The sequence below is a fragment of the Phytohabitans rumicis genome, assembly GCF_011764445.1.
In the GTDB taxonomy this organism is placed as follows: Bacteria; Actinomycetota; Actinomycetes; order Mycobacteriales; family Micromonosporaceae; genus Phytohabitans; species Phytohabitans rumicis.
Map to the genome: position 1 here is coordinate 1,730,793 of NZ_BLPG01000001.1, position 16,055 is coordinate 1,746,847.

11 protein-coding genes are annotated in these 16,055 nt (G+C 72.9%); 9 read left to right on the forward strand and 2 right to left on the reverse strand.

Annotated features, from left to right (window positions below):
- Position 1: 1 nt before the first annotated feature.
- Complete coding sequence (locus Prum_RS54445) at positions 2–127, reverse strand: hypothetical protein (protein ID WP_308785342.1); 126 nt, start codon at positions 125–127, stop codon at positions 2–4.
- 45 nt (positions 128–172) lie between these two features.
- Complete coding sequence (locus tag Prum_RS07195; RefSeq protein WP_173075027.1) at positions 173–1,126, reverse strand: helix-turn-helix domain-containing protein; 954 nt, start codon at positions 1,124–1,126, stop codon at positions 173–175.
- Positions 1,127–1,262: 136 nt separating this feature from the next.
- On the opposite strand from Prum_RS07195, the gene Prum_RS07200 reads away from it, so the two are divergent.
- The 9 genes from Prum_RS07200 to Prum_RS07240 all read left to right on the forward strand — a co-directional run bounded on the left by Prum_RS07200 (position 1,263) and on the right by Prum_RS07240 (position 15,797).
- The gene (locus Prum_RS07200; RefSeq protein ID WP_173075029.1) at positions 1,263–4,007 is read left to right on the forward strand and encodes a helix-turn-helix transcriptional regulator; all 2,745 of its coding nucleotides are present in this window, start codon (positions 1,263–1,265) and stop codon (positions 4,005–4,007) included.
- Positions 4,008–4,029: 22 nt separating this feature from the next.
- The gene (locus tag Prum_RS07205; RefSeq protein WP_173075031.1) at positions 4,030–4,860 is read left to right on the forward strand and encodes an alpha/beta fold hydrolase; all 831 of its coding nucleotides are present in this window, start codon (positions 4,030–4,032) and stop codon (positions 4,858–4,860) included.
- Positions 4,857–5,663, forward strand: a complete 807-nt coding sequence (locus tag Prum_RS07210) for an alpha/beta hydrolase (RefSeq protein ID WP_173075032.1) — start codon at positions 4,857–4,859, stop codon at positions 5,661–5,663. Before Prum_RS07205 ends, Prum_RS07210 begins: the two co-directional genes overlap by 4 nt.
- A 117-nt stretch (positions 5,664–5,780) precedes the next feature.
- Complete coding sequence (locus Prum_RS07215; protein WP_173075034.1) at positions 5,781–6,563, forward strand: MBL fold metallo-hydrolase; 783 nt, start codon at positions 5,781–5,783, stop codon at positions 6,561–6,563.
- Positions 6,563–7,366, forward strand: a complete 804-nt coding sequence (locus Prum_RS07220) for an alpha/beta fold hydrolase (protein ID WP_173075036.1) — start codon at positions 6,563–6,565, stop codon at positions 7,364–7,366. Before Prum_RS07215 ends, Prum_RS07220 begins: the two co-directional genes overlap by 1 nt.
- 171 nt (positions 7,367–7,537) lie before the next feature.
- The gene (locus Prum_RS07225) at positions 7,538–9,109 is read left to right on the forward strand and encodes a TIGR02677 family protein (RefSeq protein WP_173075037.1); all 1,572 of its coding nucleotides are present in this window, start codon (positions 7,538–7,540) and stop codon (positions 9,107–9,109) included.
- Positions 9,106–10,455, forward strand: coding sequence for a DUF2398 family protein (locus Prum_RS07230; RefSeq protein ID WP_173075039.1), 1,350 nt, complete (start codon positions 9,106–9,108; stop codon positions 10,453–10,455). The genes Prum_RS07225 and Prum_RS07230 overlap by 4 nt, the downstream gene beginning before the upstream one ends.
- A gap of 12 nt (positions 10,456–10,467) precedes the next feature.
- Positions 10,468–14,589, forward strand: coding sequence for a TIGR02680 family protein (locus Prum_RS07235; protein ID WP_173075041.1), 4,122 nt, complete (start codon positions 10,468–10,470; stop codon positions 14,587–14,589).
- On the forward strand, positions 14,586–15,797 hold the full coding sequence (locus tag Prum_RS07240; RefSeq protein ID WP_173075043.1) for a TIGR02679 family protein: 1,212 nt from the start codon (positions 14,586–14,588) through the stop codon (positions 15,795–15,797). The genes Prum_RS07235 and Prum_RS07240 overlap by 4 nt, the downstream gene beginning before the upstream one ends.
- The last annotated feature ends 258 nt before the right edge of the window (positions 15,798–16,055 follow it).

Sequence of the window (16,055 nt, forward strand, 5' to 3'; positions counted from 1 at the left end):
GTCAGCTGCGGCGGCAGCGCGGCGACGGTTTCGACGCCGGGGGTGCGGGGCTGGGCCTGCGCGGGGCGGCCACGGTGACGACGATCGCGACTGCCACCAGCCCGACCGCGATGCGCTCCAGAGACATGGACAGACGCTACTACGAAATAACACGACGCAGATAGTGCAAGAACTAGACACCCGATGCGCGACGCCACTCGCGTGGGGTGACGCCGTACTTGGCCCGGAACCGGCGGGCGAAGTGGGTCGGGTCGGCGAACCCCCACCGCTGGGCGATCATCGCGATGGTCCGGCCCTGGCCATCCGGCCGGATGAGCTCCTCGCGGGCGCCCTGGAGCCGTTCCCCGATGATCCACTGTTCGAGGCTGAAGTCGGCCTGGGCACAGACCTTGTACAGGTAGCGCAGCGAGACGTTGTGCGCGGCCGCGATCGTGGCCGGGCGCAGGTCGGGGTCGGCCAGGTGCTGGCGCACGTACGCGCGTACCCGGGTCAGCAGCGCCTCGTGCAGCACGGCCCGTGCGCGCCGGCCCGAGTGCGCGGCCGAGGTCAGCAGCGCCCGGGCCAGCTCCACGGTGGCGGCGCCCAGCGAGGCCGCGCCCGCATCGGCGCTGAGCCGGTCCGGGTCCCGGGTCAGGTGCGTGACGTGCTCGGTGAACAGCTCGTACAGCGGGCTGGCGCGCAGGTTGCCGGCGGCCCGGCGGATCAGGTCGACCGGCAGGCCGAGCTGCTCGAACGGGATCTGCACGCACCCGGCCGCACCGGTGCCGGACCAGGAGAAGTCGTACGGCGCGGACAGGTCGACCGCCATCAGCTGCCCGGGGACGACCACCTGACGTACGGCCAGCTGCTCGTGCTGGCCCTCGGCCTGCTGCTGCACGGACAGCGCGACCACCGGGGCGACGTCCTGCCGGGCCTGCTTGGCGGTGCGCAGCAGCCGGATCCCCGAGGACCGGTTGGTGAAGATGGTGGCGCTGCCCAGGTCCCACACGCCCATCCGGGCGTGCACGTCCCCGTCCAGGTCCTCGTGGATCACGTAGCAGGGCGCCGAGGCCGCCATCATGGCCGCGAAGATCGCCTCGAACCGGTCGCGGGCCGGAATTTCCACTGTGTCCAGTACGAACCCCATCGGGCACCTCCGTGGTCGCGCTCCCATGGTGCACCGTCAGCCGACAACAATGCACGCACAGCCCGTTCCGCAAATCTGTCTCGCTTCTAACGTTGAGCTAGACAAATGACGTCACGGTTACGTGGGGGTTTTTCACGTGTCGGTCGTTTTTATCCATGGGCGACATCCGGAACGCGAGCGGCTCAACCACCTCGTCGGGGCGCTCCGCGAGGGCCTCAGCGGCGTACTCGTCCTGCAGGGCGACGCCGGCATCGGCAAGACCGCGCTGCTGGACCACGCCGCCGCGCAGGCCGCCGGACTGCGCGTCATCCGGGTCGGTGGGGTCGAGGCGGAGGCCGGCTTCCCGTTCGCCGCGCTGCACCGGCTGCTGATCCCCTTCCTGAGCGCCCCACGAAGCCTACCGCCGGCGCAGCACCGGGCGCTGCGGGTGGCGTGCGGGCTGGCCGACGGGCCGCCCGCCGACCGGTTCCTGGTCGGCCTTGCCACGCTGACGCTGCTGGCCGAGGTCGCCGCGGCCGGCCCGGTGCTGTGCACAGTGGACGACGCGCAGTGGCTGGACGAGGAGTCGCTGGGCGTGCTGGCGTTCGTCGGCCGCCGGCTGCACGCCGAGGGCCTCGGCCTGCTGTTCGCCGCGCGCGGCGGCGCCGACGGGCTGGCCGGCCTGCCGCGGGCCGAGATCACCGGGCTGGCCGAGCCGGACGCGGTCGCCCTGCTGCGCGCGGTGGTGACCGCGCCGCTGGACAGCCGGGTCGGCGCGCGGATCGTGGCCGCGACCGGCGGCAACCCGCTCGCGCTGACCGACCTGGGCCAGGAGCTGTCCGCGGACCAGCTGACCGGCACGCAGGCCCTGCCCGACCCGCTGCCGCTGGGCGGCCAGCTCGAAGAGCACTACCTGCGCCGGGTACGCGCGCTGCCCGCGGCCACCCAGACCTGGCTGCTGCTGGCCGCGGCCGAACCCGGCGGCGACATCGGCTACATCGGTGCCGCCGCCGCGCGGCTGGGCATCGGGCTGGACGCCACCGGACCCGCCGAGGCCGCCCGCCTGCTGGCGCTGCGGGCCACCGCCGAGTTCCGCCACCCGCTGGTCCGCTCCGCCGTCTACGGCGGCGCCACCAGCGTGCAACGCCAGCGCGTACACACCGCATTGGCCGCGGCGACCACCCGCCCGGCCGACGCGGACCGGCGGGCCTGGCACCTGGCCGCCGCCTGCGTCGGCCCCGACGACGCCGTCGCCGCCGAACTGGAACGCGCCGCCGACCGGGCCGGCGGGCGCGGCGGCTACGCGGCCCGGGCCACGTTCCTGACCCGCGCCGCCGAGCTGACCCCCGAGGGCTCCCCGCGCGCCGACCGGATGCTCGCCGCCGCCGAGGCCGCCCTGACCGCCGGCGCACCGCTACAGGCCCACAAGCTCATCGACGGCGTCGCCACCGACGAGATCGACGACGTCAGCCGCGGCCGGGCCCTGGTCGTCCGCGCCAGCACCCTGGTCGCGATGGGCGGCGAGGGCGGGTACGCGCAGGGCACCGCGCTGTGCCTCGACGCCGCCGCGGCCTTCGGCGAACGCGCACCTCGGCTGGCCCGCGAGGCCATCCTGGAGGCCATCGAGCACACCATCCGCGGCGGGCACCTCATCCGCGACACCTCCACCGCGCACATCGCCCGCGCGATCGACGAGGTCACCGGCTCCACCCTGAACGACCTGCTGCTGCGCGCGTTCGCCGTGCTCATCGACGACGGCTGCGAGCGGGCGCTGCCGCACATCCGGGTGGCCGCCGAGTCGCTGCTGGCCCCGGCGACCCCCGAAGAGCAGGTGCTGCGCCGGCACCTGACCGGCACCACGCTGAGCATCCTGCTGTGGGACGAGCAGCTGCACCGGGCGGTCTGGCGCCGCGCGGCCGACGCCGCCCGGGACGGCGGCGCCCTGTGGCGGCTGGTCACCGCCCTGTACTGCTTGGCGACGGTCGAGACGTACCTCGGCGACCTGGCCGCGGCCGACGACCTGGTGGTCCAGTGCAACCAGGTCCGCGCGGCGATCGGCGCCACCGACGAGCTGTGGGCCATCCACCGCCAGCCGGAGTTGCTCGGCTGGCGCGCCGCGGACGACGCCGAGGCCCTGCTGCACGAATCGCTGGAGGCGGCGGCCTGGCTCGGCGGCGGATCCGTCCAGGCCCTGATCCGCATCGGCCTGGCGGTCCTGTACCTCGGCCGCGGCGACTACGCCCGGGCCCGCACGGTCGCCCACCAGGTGGTCGAGTCCGACGTGATCGGGGTGCACTCGCGCGTCCTGCCCGACCTGGTCGAGGCGGCCGTGCGCTGCGGCGACCGGATCCAGGCCAGCGCCGCGCTCGCCACGCTCACACCCCGGGCCACGGCCGCCGGCACCGGCTGGGCGCTGGGCGTCCTGGCCCGCACGCAGGCCCTGCTCGCCCCCGCCGGCGGCGCCGAACCGCTCTACCAGCGGGCGGTCACGCTGCTGTCCGGCACCGGCGCCCGCGCCGACCTGGCCCGCGCCCACCTGCTGTACGGCGAGTGGCTGCGCCGCCAGAAACGCCGCCGCGACGCCCGCGACCAGTTGCGGACCGCGCTGGCGATGTTCGAGCGGATGGGTGCGGCCGGGTTCGCCGCCCGCGCCGCGCAGGAGCTGGCCGCCACCGGCGAAAGCGCCCGCCGCCGATCCATCGAGACCGCCACCGACCTGACCCCGCAGGAGCTCACGATCGCCCACCTGGCCGCCGCCGGCGCCACCAACGCCGAGATCGCCGCCCAACTGTTCATCAGCGCCACCACCGTCGACTACCACCTGCGCAAGGTCTTCCGGAAGCTCGGCGTGACCTCGCGCCGCCAGTTGCGACTACGCGCTTCGCGGGATTCGAGCCCCTGACGCCGCGCCGAAGGATCTACCCATGACCTACGTAACCGCCGCCGACGGCGCGCAGATCTACTACAAGGACTGGGGCGAGGGCCGCCCGGTCGTCCTCTGCCACGGCTGGCCGCTGAGCTCCGACAGCTGGGAGGCGCAGCAGCTGTTCCTGGCCCAGAACGGCTACCGCGCGATCGCCCACGACCGGCGCGGGCACGGCCGTTCCACGCAGACCTGGCACGGCAACGAGATGGACACGTACGCCGACGACCTGGCCACCCTGATCGACGCGCTCGACCTGCGCGACGTCACCCTGGTCGGCTTCTCCACCGGCGGCGGCGAGGTGGCCCGCTACATCGGCCGGCACGGCACCGCCCGCCTCGCCCAGGCCGTGCTCGTCTCCGCCGTACCACCGCTCATGCTGCAGACCGACGACAACCCCGGCGGCGTACCGATCGACGTGTTCGACGGCATCCGCGCCGGCTCCCTCGCGGACCGCTCCCAGCTGTACCGCGACCTGGCCGACGGACCCTTCTTCGGCAACAACCGCCCCGGCGCCGACGTGTCCCAGGGCATCCGCGACGCGTTCTGGCGGCAGGGCCTGCAGTCCGGGCACCGCAACGCGTACGAGTGCGTCGCCGCCTTCTCGGCCACCGACTTCCGCTCCGACCTGGACGCGTTCGACGTACCCACGCTGGTCATCCACGGCGACGACGACCAGGTCGTGCCGTTCGAGGTCGGCGGAAAAGCGTCCGCCGCCCGCATCAAGGGTGCGACCCTCACCGTGTACGCGGGCGCGCCGCACGGCATCACCGACACGCACAAGCAGCAGTTGTCCGACGACCTACTCGCGTTCGTAAGGAGCGTGCCATGACCGCACCCGACACCATCGTGCTCGTCCACGGCTTCTGGGTCACCCCACGCAGCTGGGAGCACTGGATCAGCCACTACGAGCGGCGCGGCTTCCGCGTCATCGCCCCGGCGTACCCCGGCTTCGACGTCGAGGTGGAGGCGCTCAACGCCGACCCCACGCCGATCGTCAACGTGACCGTCCCGCAGATCATCGAACGCTACACCGCGGCGATCAAGGAGCTGCCGTCCAAGCCGATCATCATCGGCCACTCGGCCGGCGGCGCGTTCACCCAGATCCTGCTCGACCACGGCCTCGGCGCCGCCGGCGTGGCGCTCAACTCGGCACCCACCGAGGGCGTGCGCGTCGTGCCGCTGTCCCAGATCAAGTCCACGTTCCCGGTGCTCAAGAGCCCGGCCAACCGGCACAAGGCGGTCGGCCTGACCGCCGAGCAGTGGCAGTACGCGTTCACCAACACCTTCACCGAGGAGGAGGGCCGCGCCCTCTACGAGCGCTACCACATCCCGGCCTCCGGCGCGATCCTGTGGGGCGGCGTGCTGGCCAACTTCCAGCCCGGTCACCAGGACACCTGGGTCGACTACCACAACGACAACCGGGCACCGCTGCTGTTCGTCTCCGGCTCCGAGGACCACATCATGCCGCCGGCCATCCAGCAGTCAAACGCCAAGCACTACAAGTCCAACACCATCACCGAGATCAAGGAGTACGAGGGGTACGCGCACCTGCTGCCAGCCCAGAAGGGCTGGGAGGAGATCGCCGACCACGTGCTCGACTGGGCCCTCACGCACGCCAGTGCGCGCGCGTAGCGGCGCGGCGGCGCTTTCTTTCCGGCGTCGCGAACCCCGACCCCGTACTGACATCGCCGCCGGGAAGAAGGCGTCGCCTTCGGGCGCCGCTACGCGCGCGCACCAGGAGACTCTGCCATGAGCGCGGTCCGCCTCACCCACATCGGCGGGCCGACCACGCTCATCGAGGCCGGCGGGTGGCGGATCCTGACGGACCCGACGTTCGACCCGCCCGGCCGCCGGTACGCGTTCGGCTGGGGCGCCTTCTCGCGCAAGCTCGCCGGGCCGGCACTGGACGCCGGCGCGGTGGGCCCGATCGACGCGGTCCTGCTCACCCACGAGCACCACGGCGACAACCTCGACGACGCCGGCCGGGCCCTGCTGCCGTCCGCCGGCACGGTCATCACCACCACCTCGGGGGCGGCGCGGCTCGGCGGCAACGCCGTCGGGCTCGCGCCGTGGTCATCCACCACATTGGAACGCCCCGGCATGCCGGCCATCGAGGTGACCGCCACCCCGTGCCGGCACGGACCGCCGCTGAGCCACCCGATCACCGGCGACGTCATCGGGTTCGCGCTGACCTGGGACGGCCAGCGGCACGGCGCCCTGTGGGTCTCCGGCGACACCGTCCTGTACGGCGGCGTCCGCCAGGTCGCCCACCGGGTCAACGTCGGCCTCGCCCTCGTCCACCTCGGCGGCGTCCGCTTCCCGGTGACCGGACCGCTGCGGTACACGATGACCGCCCGCAAGGCCGTCGACCTGTGCCGCGCCGTCCGCCCGCACACCGCCGTACCCGTCCACTACGAAGGCTGGAAGCACTTCCAGCAGCCGCTTTCGCAGGCCCAGCGCGAGTTCGCGCGGGCACCGGACGTACCCGTCCGCTGGGTGCCGATCGGCTCCCCTACCGACTTGGAGACTTGATGCCTCTCCGGCGCCTTTTCCTTGCCGTCGCCCTGCTGCTCACGGCGACCGGCCTGCTGGCCTCCCCCGCCGCGTCCGCGTCTGGCGGCTCGCATGGCCCCAAGCCCACCATCGTGCTCGTGCACGGCGCCTTCGCCGACGCCTCCGGCTGGAACGACGTGGCCCGCAAGCTCCTGCACGACGGCTACCCCGTGATCGCGCCGGCCAACCCGCTGCGCGGCGTCCCGTCCGACTCCGCGTACCTGGCCGACACCCTCAAGAACATCAACGGCCCCATCGTGCTGGTCGCCCACTCGTACGGCGGCATTGTCATCACCAACGCCGCCACCGGCAACCCCAACGTCAAGGCCCTGGTGTACGTCGCCGCGTTCGCCCCCGATGCGGGCGAAACGCTGGAGGGCCTGCAAACCAAGTACCCCGGCAGCAAGCTGGGCGCGGCGGCACTGGACATCTACCCGTACACGATGCCCGACGGCACCGGCAGCGCGGACGGCTACATCAAGGCGAGCGTGTTCCGGGACATCTTCGCCGCCGACCTGCCGGCCAGCGTCACCGCCGTCATGCACGCCACCCAACGCCCCGGCGACCTGCACACCCTGCAGCAGCCCTCCGGCGCACCGGCCTGGAAGACCATCCCGTCCTGGTACCTGGTAGCCAAGCAGGACAACGTCATCCCCGCGGCCGCCCAACGCTTCATGGCCGCCCGGGCCGGCGCCATAACCCGCGAGGTGACGGCTTCCCACGTAGCCATGATCTCGAAACCCGACGCCGTCGTCGCTCTGGTGAAGGCCGCCTCCCGCTGATCTCTCCGCCGATCTTGGAGTTGTCAGGTCCAGATGCCCGATATGGAACCTGACAACTCCAAGATCGCCGAGGACGTCGTCCGCCCGTAGGACCCGGATGCCGCGTGGCCTTGGGGTCACCCCTGCGGGGGCGGCGACTTGTCGGACCCGCTCGGTAGGGTTGGCTGCGCTATGGAGGAGATTCAGACACCCCGGCCGGCGTTCGGGCTCGACGTCTTCGGGCTCGACGATCGGATGCGCCTTTTCGGGTACGTGACAGCCGACAACCGGCTGGCGTATCTGTGGGTGTTACGTGCCTTCGACGCGGCCCGCGCCAACTACCAGGTGCTCCTGCATACCTCGGACGTGGGGACGGCGCTCGCCGGTCTGCACGGCACGCATGGCGACTGCCCCGATCCGGCCGACCTGGAGCTGCCTCGACTGCTCGACGCGTTGGTGGAGTGGGGCGTGCTCGACCGCAGCCAGGACGGCACCCGCGCGACGACGCTGGCGGAGTACCGCAACCGGCATTCGGTGTACCAGTTCACCGAGGCCGGCTTCCGGGCGCATCGCGCGGTGGAGAGCGTGTTGGCCGCGACCATGGATGACGCGACGCTGTCGCGCCTGGTCTTCGCCGACCTGCTGGCCGATCTGGTGGCGCTCGCCTCGGCCAACGCGGCGGGCGACGCGGAGGAGGTCTACCGCAAGCTCAACCGGCTCGACCGGGCGCTGGCGGACATCGCCGAGCGGGCCGCGCGGTTCTATCACATGCTCGGTGACCTGAGCCGCACCAACGACGCGCGACCGGAGACGTTTCTGGCGCACAAGGACGCCCTGCTGGCCCACCTCCGCGACTTCCACGACGAGCTTCAGCGGTACACCCCTCGGCTGCGCGAGGCCGTGTACGCGGTCGAGGACACCGGGCTGGAGCGGATGATCGAGGCCGCGGCCGAGGCGGACGAGCGGATCTTCCGCACGCCGGCGGAGCGCCTGGCGGACTGGGGGCGCCGGTGGGACGGGCTGCGGTCCTGGCTGGCGCCACCGGACACCGACCAGGTCAGCGAGGCCGACCGGCTGTCCGACGCCACGATTTCCGCGATCGGCGACGTGCTGGCGCTGCTGCGGCGGGTGACGGAGGCCCGCCGGGGCGGGGTCAGCCGGGAGTCGCAGCTTCGGCATCTGGCCGCCTGGTTCACCGCGGTCGGCAGCCAGGAGGCGGCACACGCCCTTTTCGACGCGACCTTCGCGTTGGGCGGTCCGCGGCATGTCAGCGTGGCCCACGGCGACCCGGAGGCGATCCCGACCCGCCATTCCTGGTGGGAGGCGCCGGCGGTGGAGCTGTCCCGCACGCTGGTCGAAGCCGGCCGTGCGCCCGGTCAGGGCAACGGCCGTCCGGCGCGGCTGGACAGGTCACCGGAGTCCCGGGCGCGGCTGCGCCGGGCTCAGCTCGCGCAGGAGCGGCGATCGGTGGAGGCGGCCGCCGGGCTGGTGGAGTTCGCGGTGGGCGAGCAGCCGCTCGACGAGGCACAGGCGGCGGTGCTGCTGCGGTTGCTCGACATCGCGTTGGCGGCGCGGGTGCCCGGACGCCAGGGAGTGGCGATGGCCGCGGCCGCGTACGGCGTTCGCCTGACTTTGCTGCCGGCGCCCGGTCGGTTCACCGCCGTGCCGACGGCCGCGGGCACGTTGTACCTCGATGGCTTCACCCTGTCGATCGGCCCCGCCGACCACACCGCCGCGCGCGAGCGGGAGCTGGTCGCGGTATGAGCGAGGCCAGGTTCGCCAGGGACGTCTCCGATCTGGAGCTCGGGGACTACCAGCGCGCCGTGCGGCTGGTCCTGCGCCACCCGCTGATCACGGCGAGCTGGCCCGACGACAAGGCGCTCTCGCGGGTACGCCGGTTCGGTGCCACGCTTCGGCAAGACCTCGCTGACGCGTTCGGGTACCGCCTGGAGCTGCACGGAGCGACCGCCCGGCTGGTCCGGGCCAAGGACCGGATCGATGCGACCCAGCACGCGCTGTCCCGCACCGACCGCCCGTTCGACCGCCAGCGGTACGCCTATCTCGCGTTGTGCCTGGCGGTGCTGGGCCGGGCCGGCGTGCAGATCGCGTTGAGTGAGCTGGCCGAGTGGGTGGCCGCCGACGCCAACCGGATCACCGGGCTGGGTCTGGACCCGGACCGGGGTGCCGACCGGCGGGCGTTCGTCGACGTGGTCGGTTGGCTGGAGGACCGGGGCGCGGTGCGGCTCGCCGACGGGTCCAGCGCCGCGTGGGCCAGCGATCCGGGAGCCGGTGAAGCCCTCTATGACGTGGCGCGGGACGTGGTGTTCGCGCTCTTCCGGCCGAGCCGCGTGCTGCAGCACGTCGACTCGGTGTCGGCACTGCTGATGCGATCGCTCGCCAGCAGCGGCAACGCCGAGCGGCGCGCTGCGGCACAGCTGGCCCGCCGGGCCGTGGTGGAGCGCGCGGTCGTCTACTACTCCGACGTGGACGACGCGGCCGCCAACCACCTGCGCGGCTCGGCGCTCGCCGCGGACCTGCAACGCCTGACCGGGCTGCGGGTGGAGCGGCGTGCCGAGGGCGTGCTGCTCGTCGACACCGCCAACTTCTCGATAGAGCGGTTTCCCGGTACCGGCTCGGTGGCCCAGGCGGCCGTCCTGCTCGCCACGGAGATGGCCGAGCGGGTGGTCGATCCGGATGGTCGGCGGGTCAAGCGGATGGCCCCGCCGGACCTGCGAGACCATCAACAGGCGGTGATCGCCGAGATCGACGCGGGACTGCCGACCGCCACGCTCGTACCCATCGAGGAGCTCGAAACCGCGGTGGTGGCGGAGCCGGACGACGGCGATGAAGATCCGGCCAAGCTGCCGTTCGTCACCGACAGCTACGTCCGCACCGCCGTCGCGGACATTCTGCACCGGTACGCGTCAGCGTTCGGTGCGCAGTGGCACGCGGATCCCGAGCGGCTGCGCGCCGAGGCGGTGGCGTTGCTGGCCCGCTTCGGCGCGGTGAGCGTCATGCCGGGCGGCGTGCTGGTCCGTCCCCTGGTGGGGCGTTACCGCAATACCGTCGCGACGGTCAAGAAAAGGCCCGCACAGCAGACCCTTCTGTAGCCAAGGAACGCTATGTACGAACTGCGCTTCGCGCCCACTCGTGCCGGCATCATCAACCTCTGGGACTATCGCGACGAGGAGTTCCTTTTCGTCGATGGCTGGCTGGTGCTGCGCGGGCCGAACGGCTCCGGAAAGACCAAGGCGCTGGAGGTGCTGTTTCCATTTCTGCTGGACGGGCGCATCGAGCCCCGCCGGCTCAACCCCTTCGCCAGCGAAGACCGCACGATGAAGTCCAACCTGCTCTACCGCGGCCAGGAGGTCGCGCATTCGTACGTCTGGATGGAGTTCGCTTACGGCGACCAGTACGTCACGATCGGCATCGGCCTGCGGGCACACCGCCACGTCGACCGGGTCACGCGGTGGCACTTCGTCACCGAGGGCCGGGTAGGCGTCGACTTCTCCCTGCTCGACGCGGATGACCGGCCGCTGAGCCGCCGCGACCTGATCGCGCGGCTCGGCGCCGACGCGGTACGCGACTCGCCCGAGGAGTACCGACACCTGGTCGACGCCCGGCTCTTCGGGCTCGGGCCAGCCCGCTACGAGCAGATGCTCGACCTCGTGCTGACCCTCCGCAAGCCGCAGCTCGCCAAGGATCTCAACCCGGTTGAGTTGTCCCGCACGTTGCAGCGCGGCCTTCGACCCGTCGACGACCACCTGCTGGTCGAGGCCGCCGCCTCCTTCGACGACATGGAGGCGGTGGCCCGGACGTTGGAGGGTCTGGTCGCCGCCGATGCCGCGACGGCCGCCTTCCTGTCCGTGTACTCGACCTATCTGCGCACCCACGCGCGAGCGGCGGCCGATGCCCTGACCGGGCGGCGCTCCACGGCCGAGCAGCGCCGCACGGCCTCGGCCGCCGCACGGAGCGCGCTGGTCGAAGCCACCGCGGCCGAGCAGGCGGCGACCGGCCAACTGCTGTCCGCCGATGGCGAGCCGGGCCGGCTCCGCGCCCACCTGGACAGCCTGAAGAGCTCGGCGGCGTACCGGTCACACGAACAGCTCGCCGACCTCGAACGGCACGTCCGCGACCTGTCCGCCGCCGCGGAGCGGGCCGTCGCCGCGGTACGGGCCGAGCGGGCCACGGTCACGCGGCGGCACGAGGAGTGGGAACGGGCCGCGGCGGCCGCCCACGACGCCGAAACGGCGGTCCACCGCCTCGCCGCCGACCTGCTACTCGACGCCGAGGCGGCGGGCATCTCCTGGTCCGCCGAGGACGCCCGCGGCGACGGCCTGGCCACCCGGATCAGCGCCCGGGTCACCGCCCGGCGCCACGACGTGCGGGCGGTCCGCGAGCACGCCGACCGGCTGCTGCAGGCCGAACGCGATCACGTACGGGCGGCCCAGGACTCGGCCGCCGCGGTGGCGGCGGCCGAGGAAGCCGAGCAGGCCGAACGCGGCGCCGAAGCCGCGGTCGAGCAGGCACGACGCCAAGGCGACGCGGACGTGCAGCGATGGGAAAAGCTCCACACCGACCTGCTGGCCGAGATCGGCACGCCGCAGCTCGCACCGGCCCTGCGCGCGGCCGTCAGCGCCACCGGCGAGCCGGGCGCGCCGACCCTCAAGGAGGCGTACGCCGAGGCGACCGCGCCGGCCGTCACCATCCGGCGCGACGCGCTCGCCACGGTGCGCTCGCGCCACGCGTCGCTGCGAGAGCGGCGGGCCGAGGTGGCCGCGGAACGCGCACGGATCGCCGCCGAGCACGACGACGCCCCGCCGGCGGCGGCGACCCGGCCGGCGGCGCGCGACGGCCGGGCCGGCGCCCCGCTGTGGCGGCTGGTCCGGTTCGCCGACGCCGTCAGCGACACCGACGCGGCCGGGATCGAGTCGGCGTTGCAGGCCGCGGGACTGCTCGACGCCTGGGTGCACCCGGCCCAACCGGCCACCGCGACCGCTCTGCAAAGCGGCGAGCAGGACGGCTACCTCATCGCACTGCCGCAGAGCCGCCGGCCCGAAGGCCGGACACTCGCCGACGTGCTCCTGCCCGAGGAACAGGACGACGTCACCGTCGACCGGATTAGCGCCGTGCTGGCGTCGATCGCGCTGACAGACACCCTCACGCCGGACACACCGGCAGCCACGACGATCGGCCAATCCGGCCAGTACGCGCAGGATGTCATCCTCGGCGCGTACACCAAGCCGGCACCGGAGTACATCGGCGCGACCGCGCGCGCGGCCCGCCGCGCAGCCCGGATCGCCGACTGCGACCGGACACTGTCCACACTCGACGCCGAGATCGCGGACGTGGAGCGGCAGCGAACGGCCATCGAAGGCGTGCTGACCGCGATCGACACTGCCGCCGGTGACCTGCCGTCCTCGGCGCCCATCCACACCGCACTGCGCGCGCTGGACCGGGCCGCCGCGACCTTGCGCACCCACCAGGCGGCCGCGGCCGCCGCCGCGCAACGCCTCGACCAGGCGCTCGCCGAACAGGCCGCGGCCGGCGCGGCACTGCGGCGCACCACCGCCGAACGCGCCCTCCCCGCCGACCGGGTCGACGAGGTCGCCGACGCCACCGCCCGGTTCGAGAAGCTGGGTGTACGCCTCGACGCGGCCGGCCCGGCCGCCACCCGGGCCGCGGAGGCCCAGCGGGAGGCGAAGGGCCGGCACGAGGAGGCGCACGACCGGCTCGCCGACACGCAGGCCGCGCAGCACGAGGCGACCCTGCGGTACGAGGAGAAGAACGAGGCGTACCAGACGTTGCGCGCCACCATCGGGGCCGAGGCCGAGCAGGTCCTGGCCGACGTGGCCCGGGTCCAGGGCGAGATCACCGAGGCCGAGGCGGCACTGGCCCACGCACGCGAACAGGTCACCGCCGCGCGCGAGCGATGCTCCTCCGCCCGTACCCGCGTGGAGCTGAGCGAGCAGGCCCTGGCCGACGCCGTCCAGGAGGCGCATCACGAGGCGCTGCGGCTGCGGCCGTACTCGCATCCCGACCTGCTGGGCCTGCTGCGCTGCCCGACCGATCTGCGCTGGCCGGCACAGGCGGGGACGGCGGACGCCGCCCTGGACCCGCAGATCGTGGCGCTGCACGACGCGATCCTCGCCGCCACCCGCGAGCTGAGCCCGACGGAAACCTCCCTGAAGCAGAGTGCGACCCGACTGACCTCCGCACTGTCCGAGCTCCAGGCGCAGCTTCCCGCATCCGGCCTCGACCACCGGCCGGAGTGGGACACCGACGACGGCGTGATCGTCGTGCGGGTCGCCGACGAGCAGGGGCTCAGCCCGGTCGCCCGCTTCGCGGAGCGGATCGGCCGCGAGCGGGCGGACCAGGAGCAGCTCCTCACCGACGCCGAGCAGCGAATCCTGGAGGACGCGCTGCTGGGCCAGCTCGCCCGCCAGATCCACCGCCGCACCATCGAGGCACGCGACCTGGTCGAAGGCATGGACACCCAGATGCGGGCCCGCCGCATGTCGTCCGGGCTGACCGTCGGCGTGGGCTGGCGGCTCTCCGACGACCTCGACCCGGAGCAACGCGAAGTGTGCAAGCTGCTGGAGCGTGATCCGGCGCGCCTGGGACCGACCCAGCTCACCACGCTTCGGCGGCACTTCGCCGCCCGTATCAAGACGGCCCGCGCGACCGCGCCCGAACAGCCGTACCGCGACCTGTTGGCCGACGTCCTCGACTACCGGCGGTGGCGGGTCTTCGCGTTCACCCTGCACCGCCCCGGCGGCGGCACCGAGGCGCTCACCCGGGCACGGCACAGCCAGCTCTCCGGCGGTGAGCAGTCGGTATCCCTGCACCTGCCCCTTTTCGCGGCCGCGAACGCCCTCTTCGGCTCCGCGCGTCCGGAGGCACCTCGCCTGCTCGGGCTCGACGAGGCATTCGCGGGCGTCGACGACAACGGCCGGGGCGAGCTGATGGCACTGGCCAAGCAGTTCGACCTGGACCTGTTCATGACCGGGTACGACCTCTGGGCCGCACACCCGGCGGTTAGCGGTGCCGCCCACTACGACCTGTCGCACTCGGCGGTGGAGCATACGGTCTCCACGGTGCTGCTGGTCTGGGACGGCTCGGCGAACATCGCCGACTTCGACGGCAGCCTCGCCCGCGCTCTCGGCTCGCCCGAGACTCGCCGCGCACCCGCCGCCCCCGACGACGCCGTGCCTCAACTGGCCTTCGACAGCGCCGACGAATGACCGACCTGCTGGGCGACCCCGGCTGGGCAAGGCTGCTGGCGGCGGCGCGGCGCAGCCTCGAACGCACCGGCGGATCACTCGACGGCTCCGTCTCAGTGACCGCGCCCACCGAGGCGGAGCGTCTGGTGGTCATCGGGGTCACCGGCACGCACCGGTCGGCGGGCGCCCAGCGGTTGACCGTCCCCCTGGCGGAGCTGGACGCGTTTCTGCGGGCCACGCATGCGATCGGCCTTGCCGACATCCTGTCGGCGGACAAGCCGTTACGCGACCGGCCAGGCGAGCTCAAGCAGGAGGTACAGGCCCGCGACGCGGCCCTCGCCGCCGCGCGGCGGGGACGCCACGGCACGGCCGGCTGGTACGAGGAATGGCTGGACGGCCTACGCCGGGACGGCACCCTGACCCGCATCGTCCGCGCCGGACTGCCTTTCCGGAACGTCATCCGAGTGCTGGACGCGCTGCCAGCGGCCGACGAACCGATGCCCGTGTTCGCCGAACGGGTCCTGGACGATACGAAGGCCCTCGCCGACGGGGCGGTGCGCGGCCTGGTCCTACGCGCCCTCGCCGCATGGCAGGGGATCCCGGCCCCGACCAACAGCGAAGAGGAACGGGCGCTGTGGGAGTCGGCCGGGGTGGTCCCTGACGACCTCGCCAGTCAGGTACTGGTGCTCAACCTGCCGGCCGCCGGCGGCCTGGTGGGCTCCTGGCTCGACCAGGCACGGCTGGCCGGCATCCCGATGCGCGTCACACTCCACCAACTGCGACTCGCGCCCCTACGGCTGGCCTGCGATGAGATCTTCGTCTGCGAGAACCCCGCGGTCCTCCGCGCCGCCACGGCCACCCTCGGCGCACGGACCAAGCCGCTTGTCTGCACCGAGGGCACGCCTTCGGCCGCCGCGCACCGGCTTCTCGGGTACGCGCCACACGCCCGGATCAGGTGGCGCAACGACTTTGACTGGTCCGGCATACGCCTGACCGCTGGCGCGCTCAGACGCTACCCACGCGCCGTCCCTTGGCGCATGACCAGCGCGGACTATCTCGGCGCGGCCGGATCGGGACCGGCGCTGCTCGGCGTGCCGGCACAGAGCCCGTGGGATCCGTCGCTGTCCGCGGCCATGGGCCGCGTCGGCCGGGCCGTGATGGAGGAGCGGCTGCTGGACGATCTCCTCGCCGACCTGGCACTCGGCCAAGACCCGTCTCGCCGATCTTGAAGTTGTCAGGTTCCCTTTTGGACATCTGGGCATGACAACTTCAAGATCGACGCTTCAGGGACGTCGGAGGCTGGAGTTGGCGAAGGTCAATACCATCGGGAGGACCTATGCCGTCGGCCTCGTGAGGTGCCAATGCCAGACCGTGAGCATCCGGGCAGGTTCTTGCGGTCATTGCTGACCGTGGACGTCGTACTCCGGCTGGCAGCGGTAATCCTGGCGGGTCTCATCGTGGTCCGTGCGCTGTTCGCCGGGGCCTCC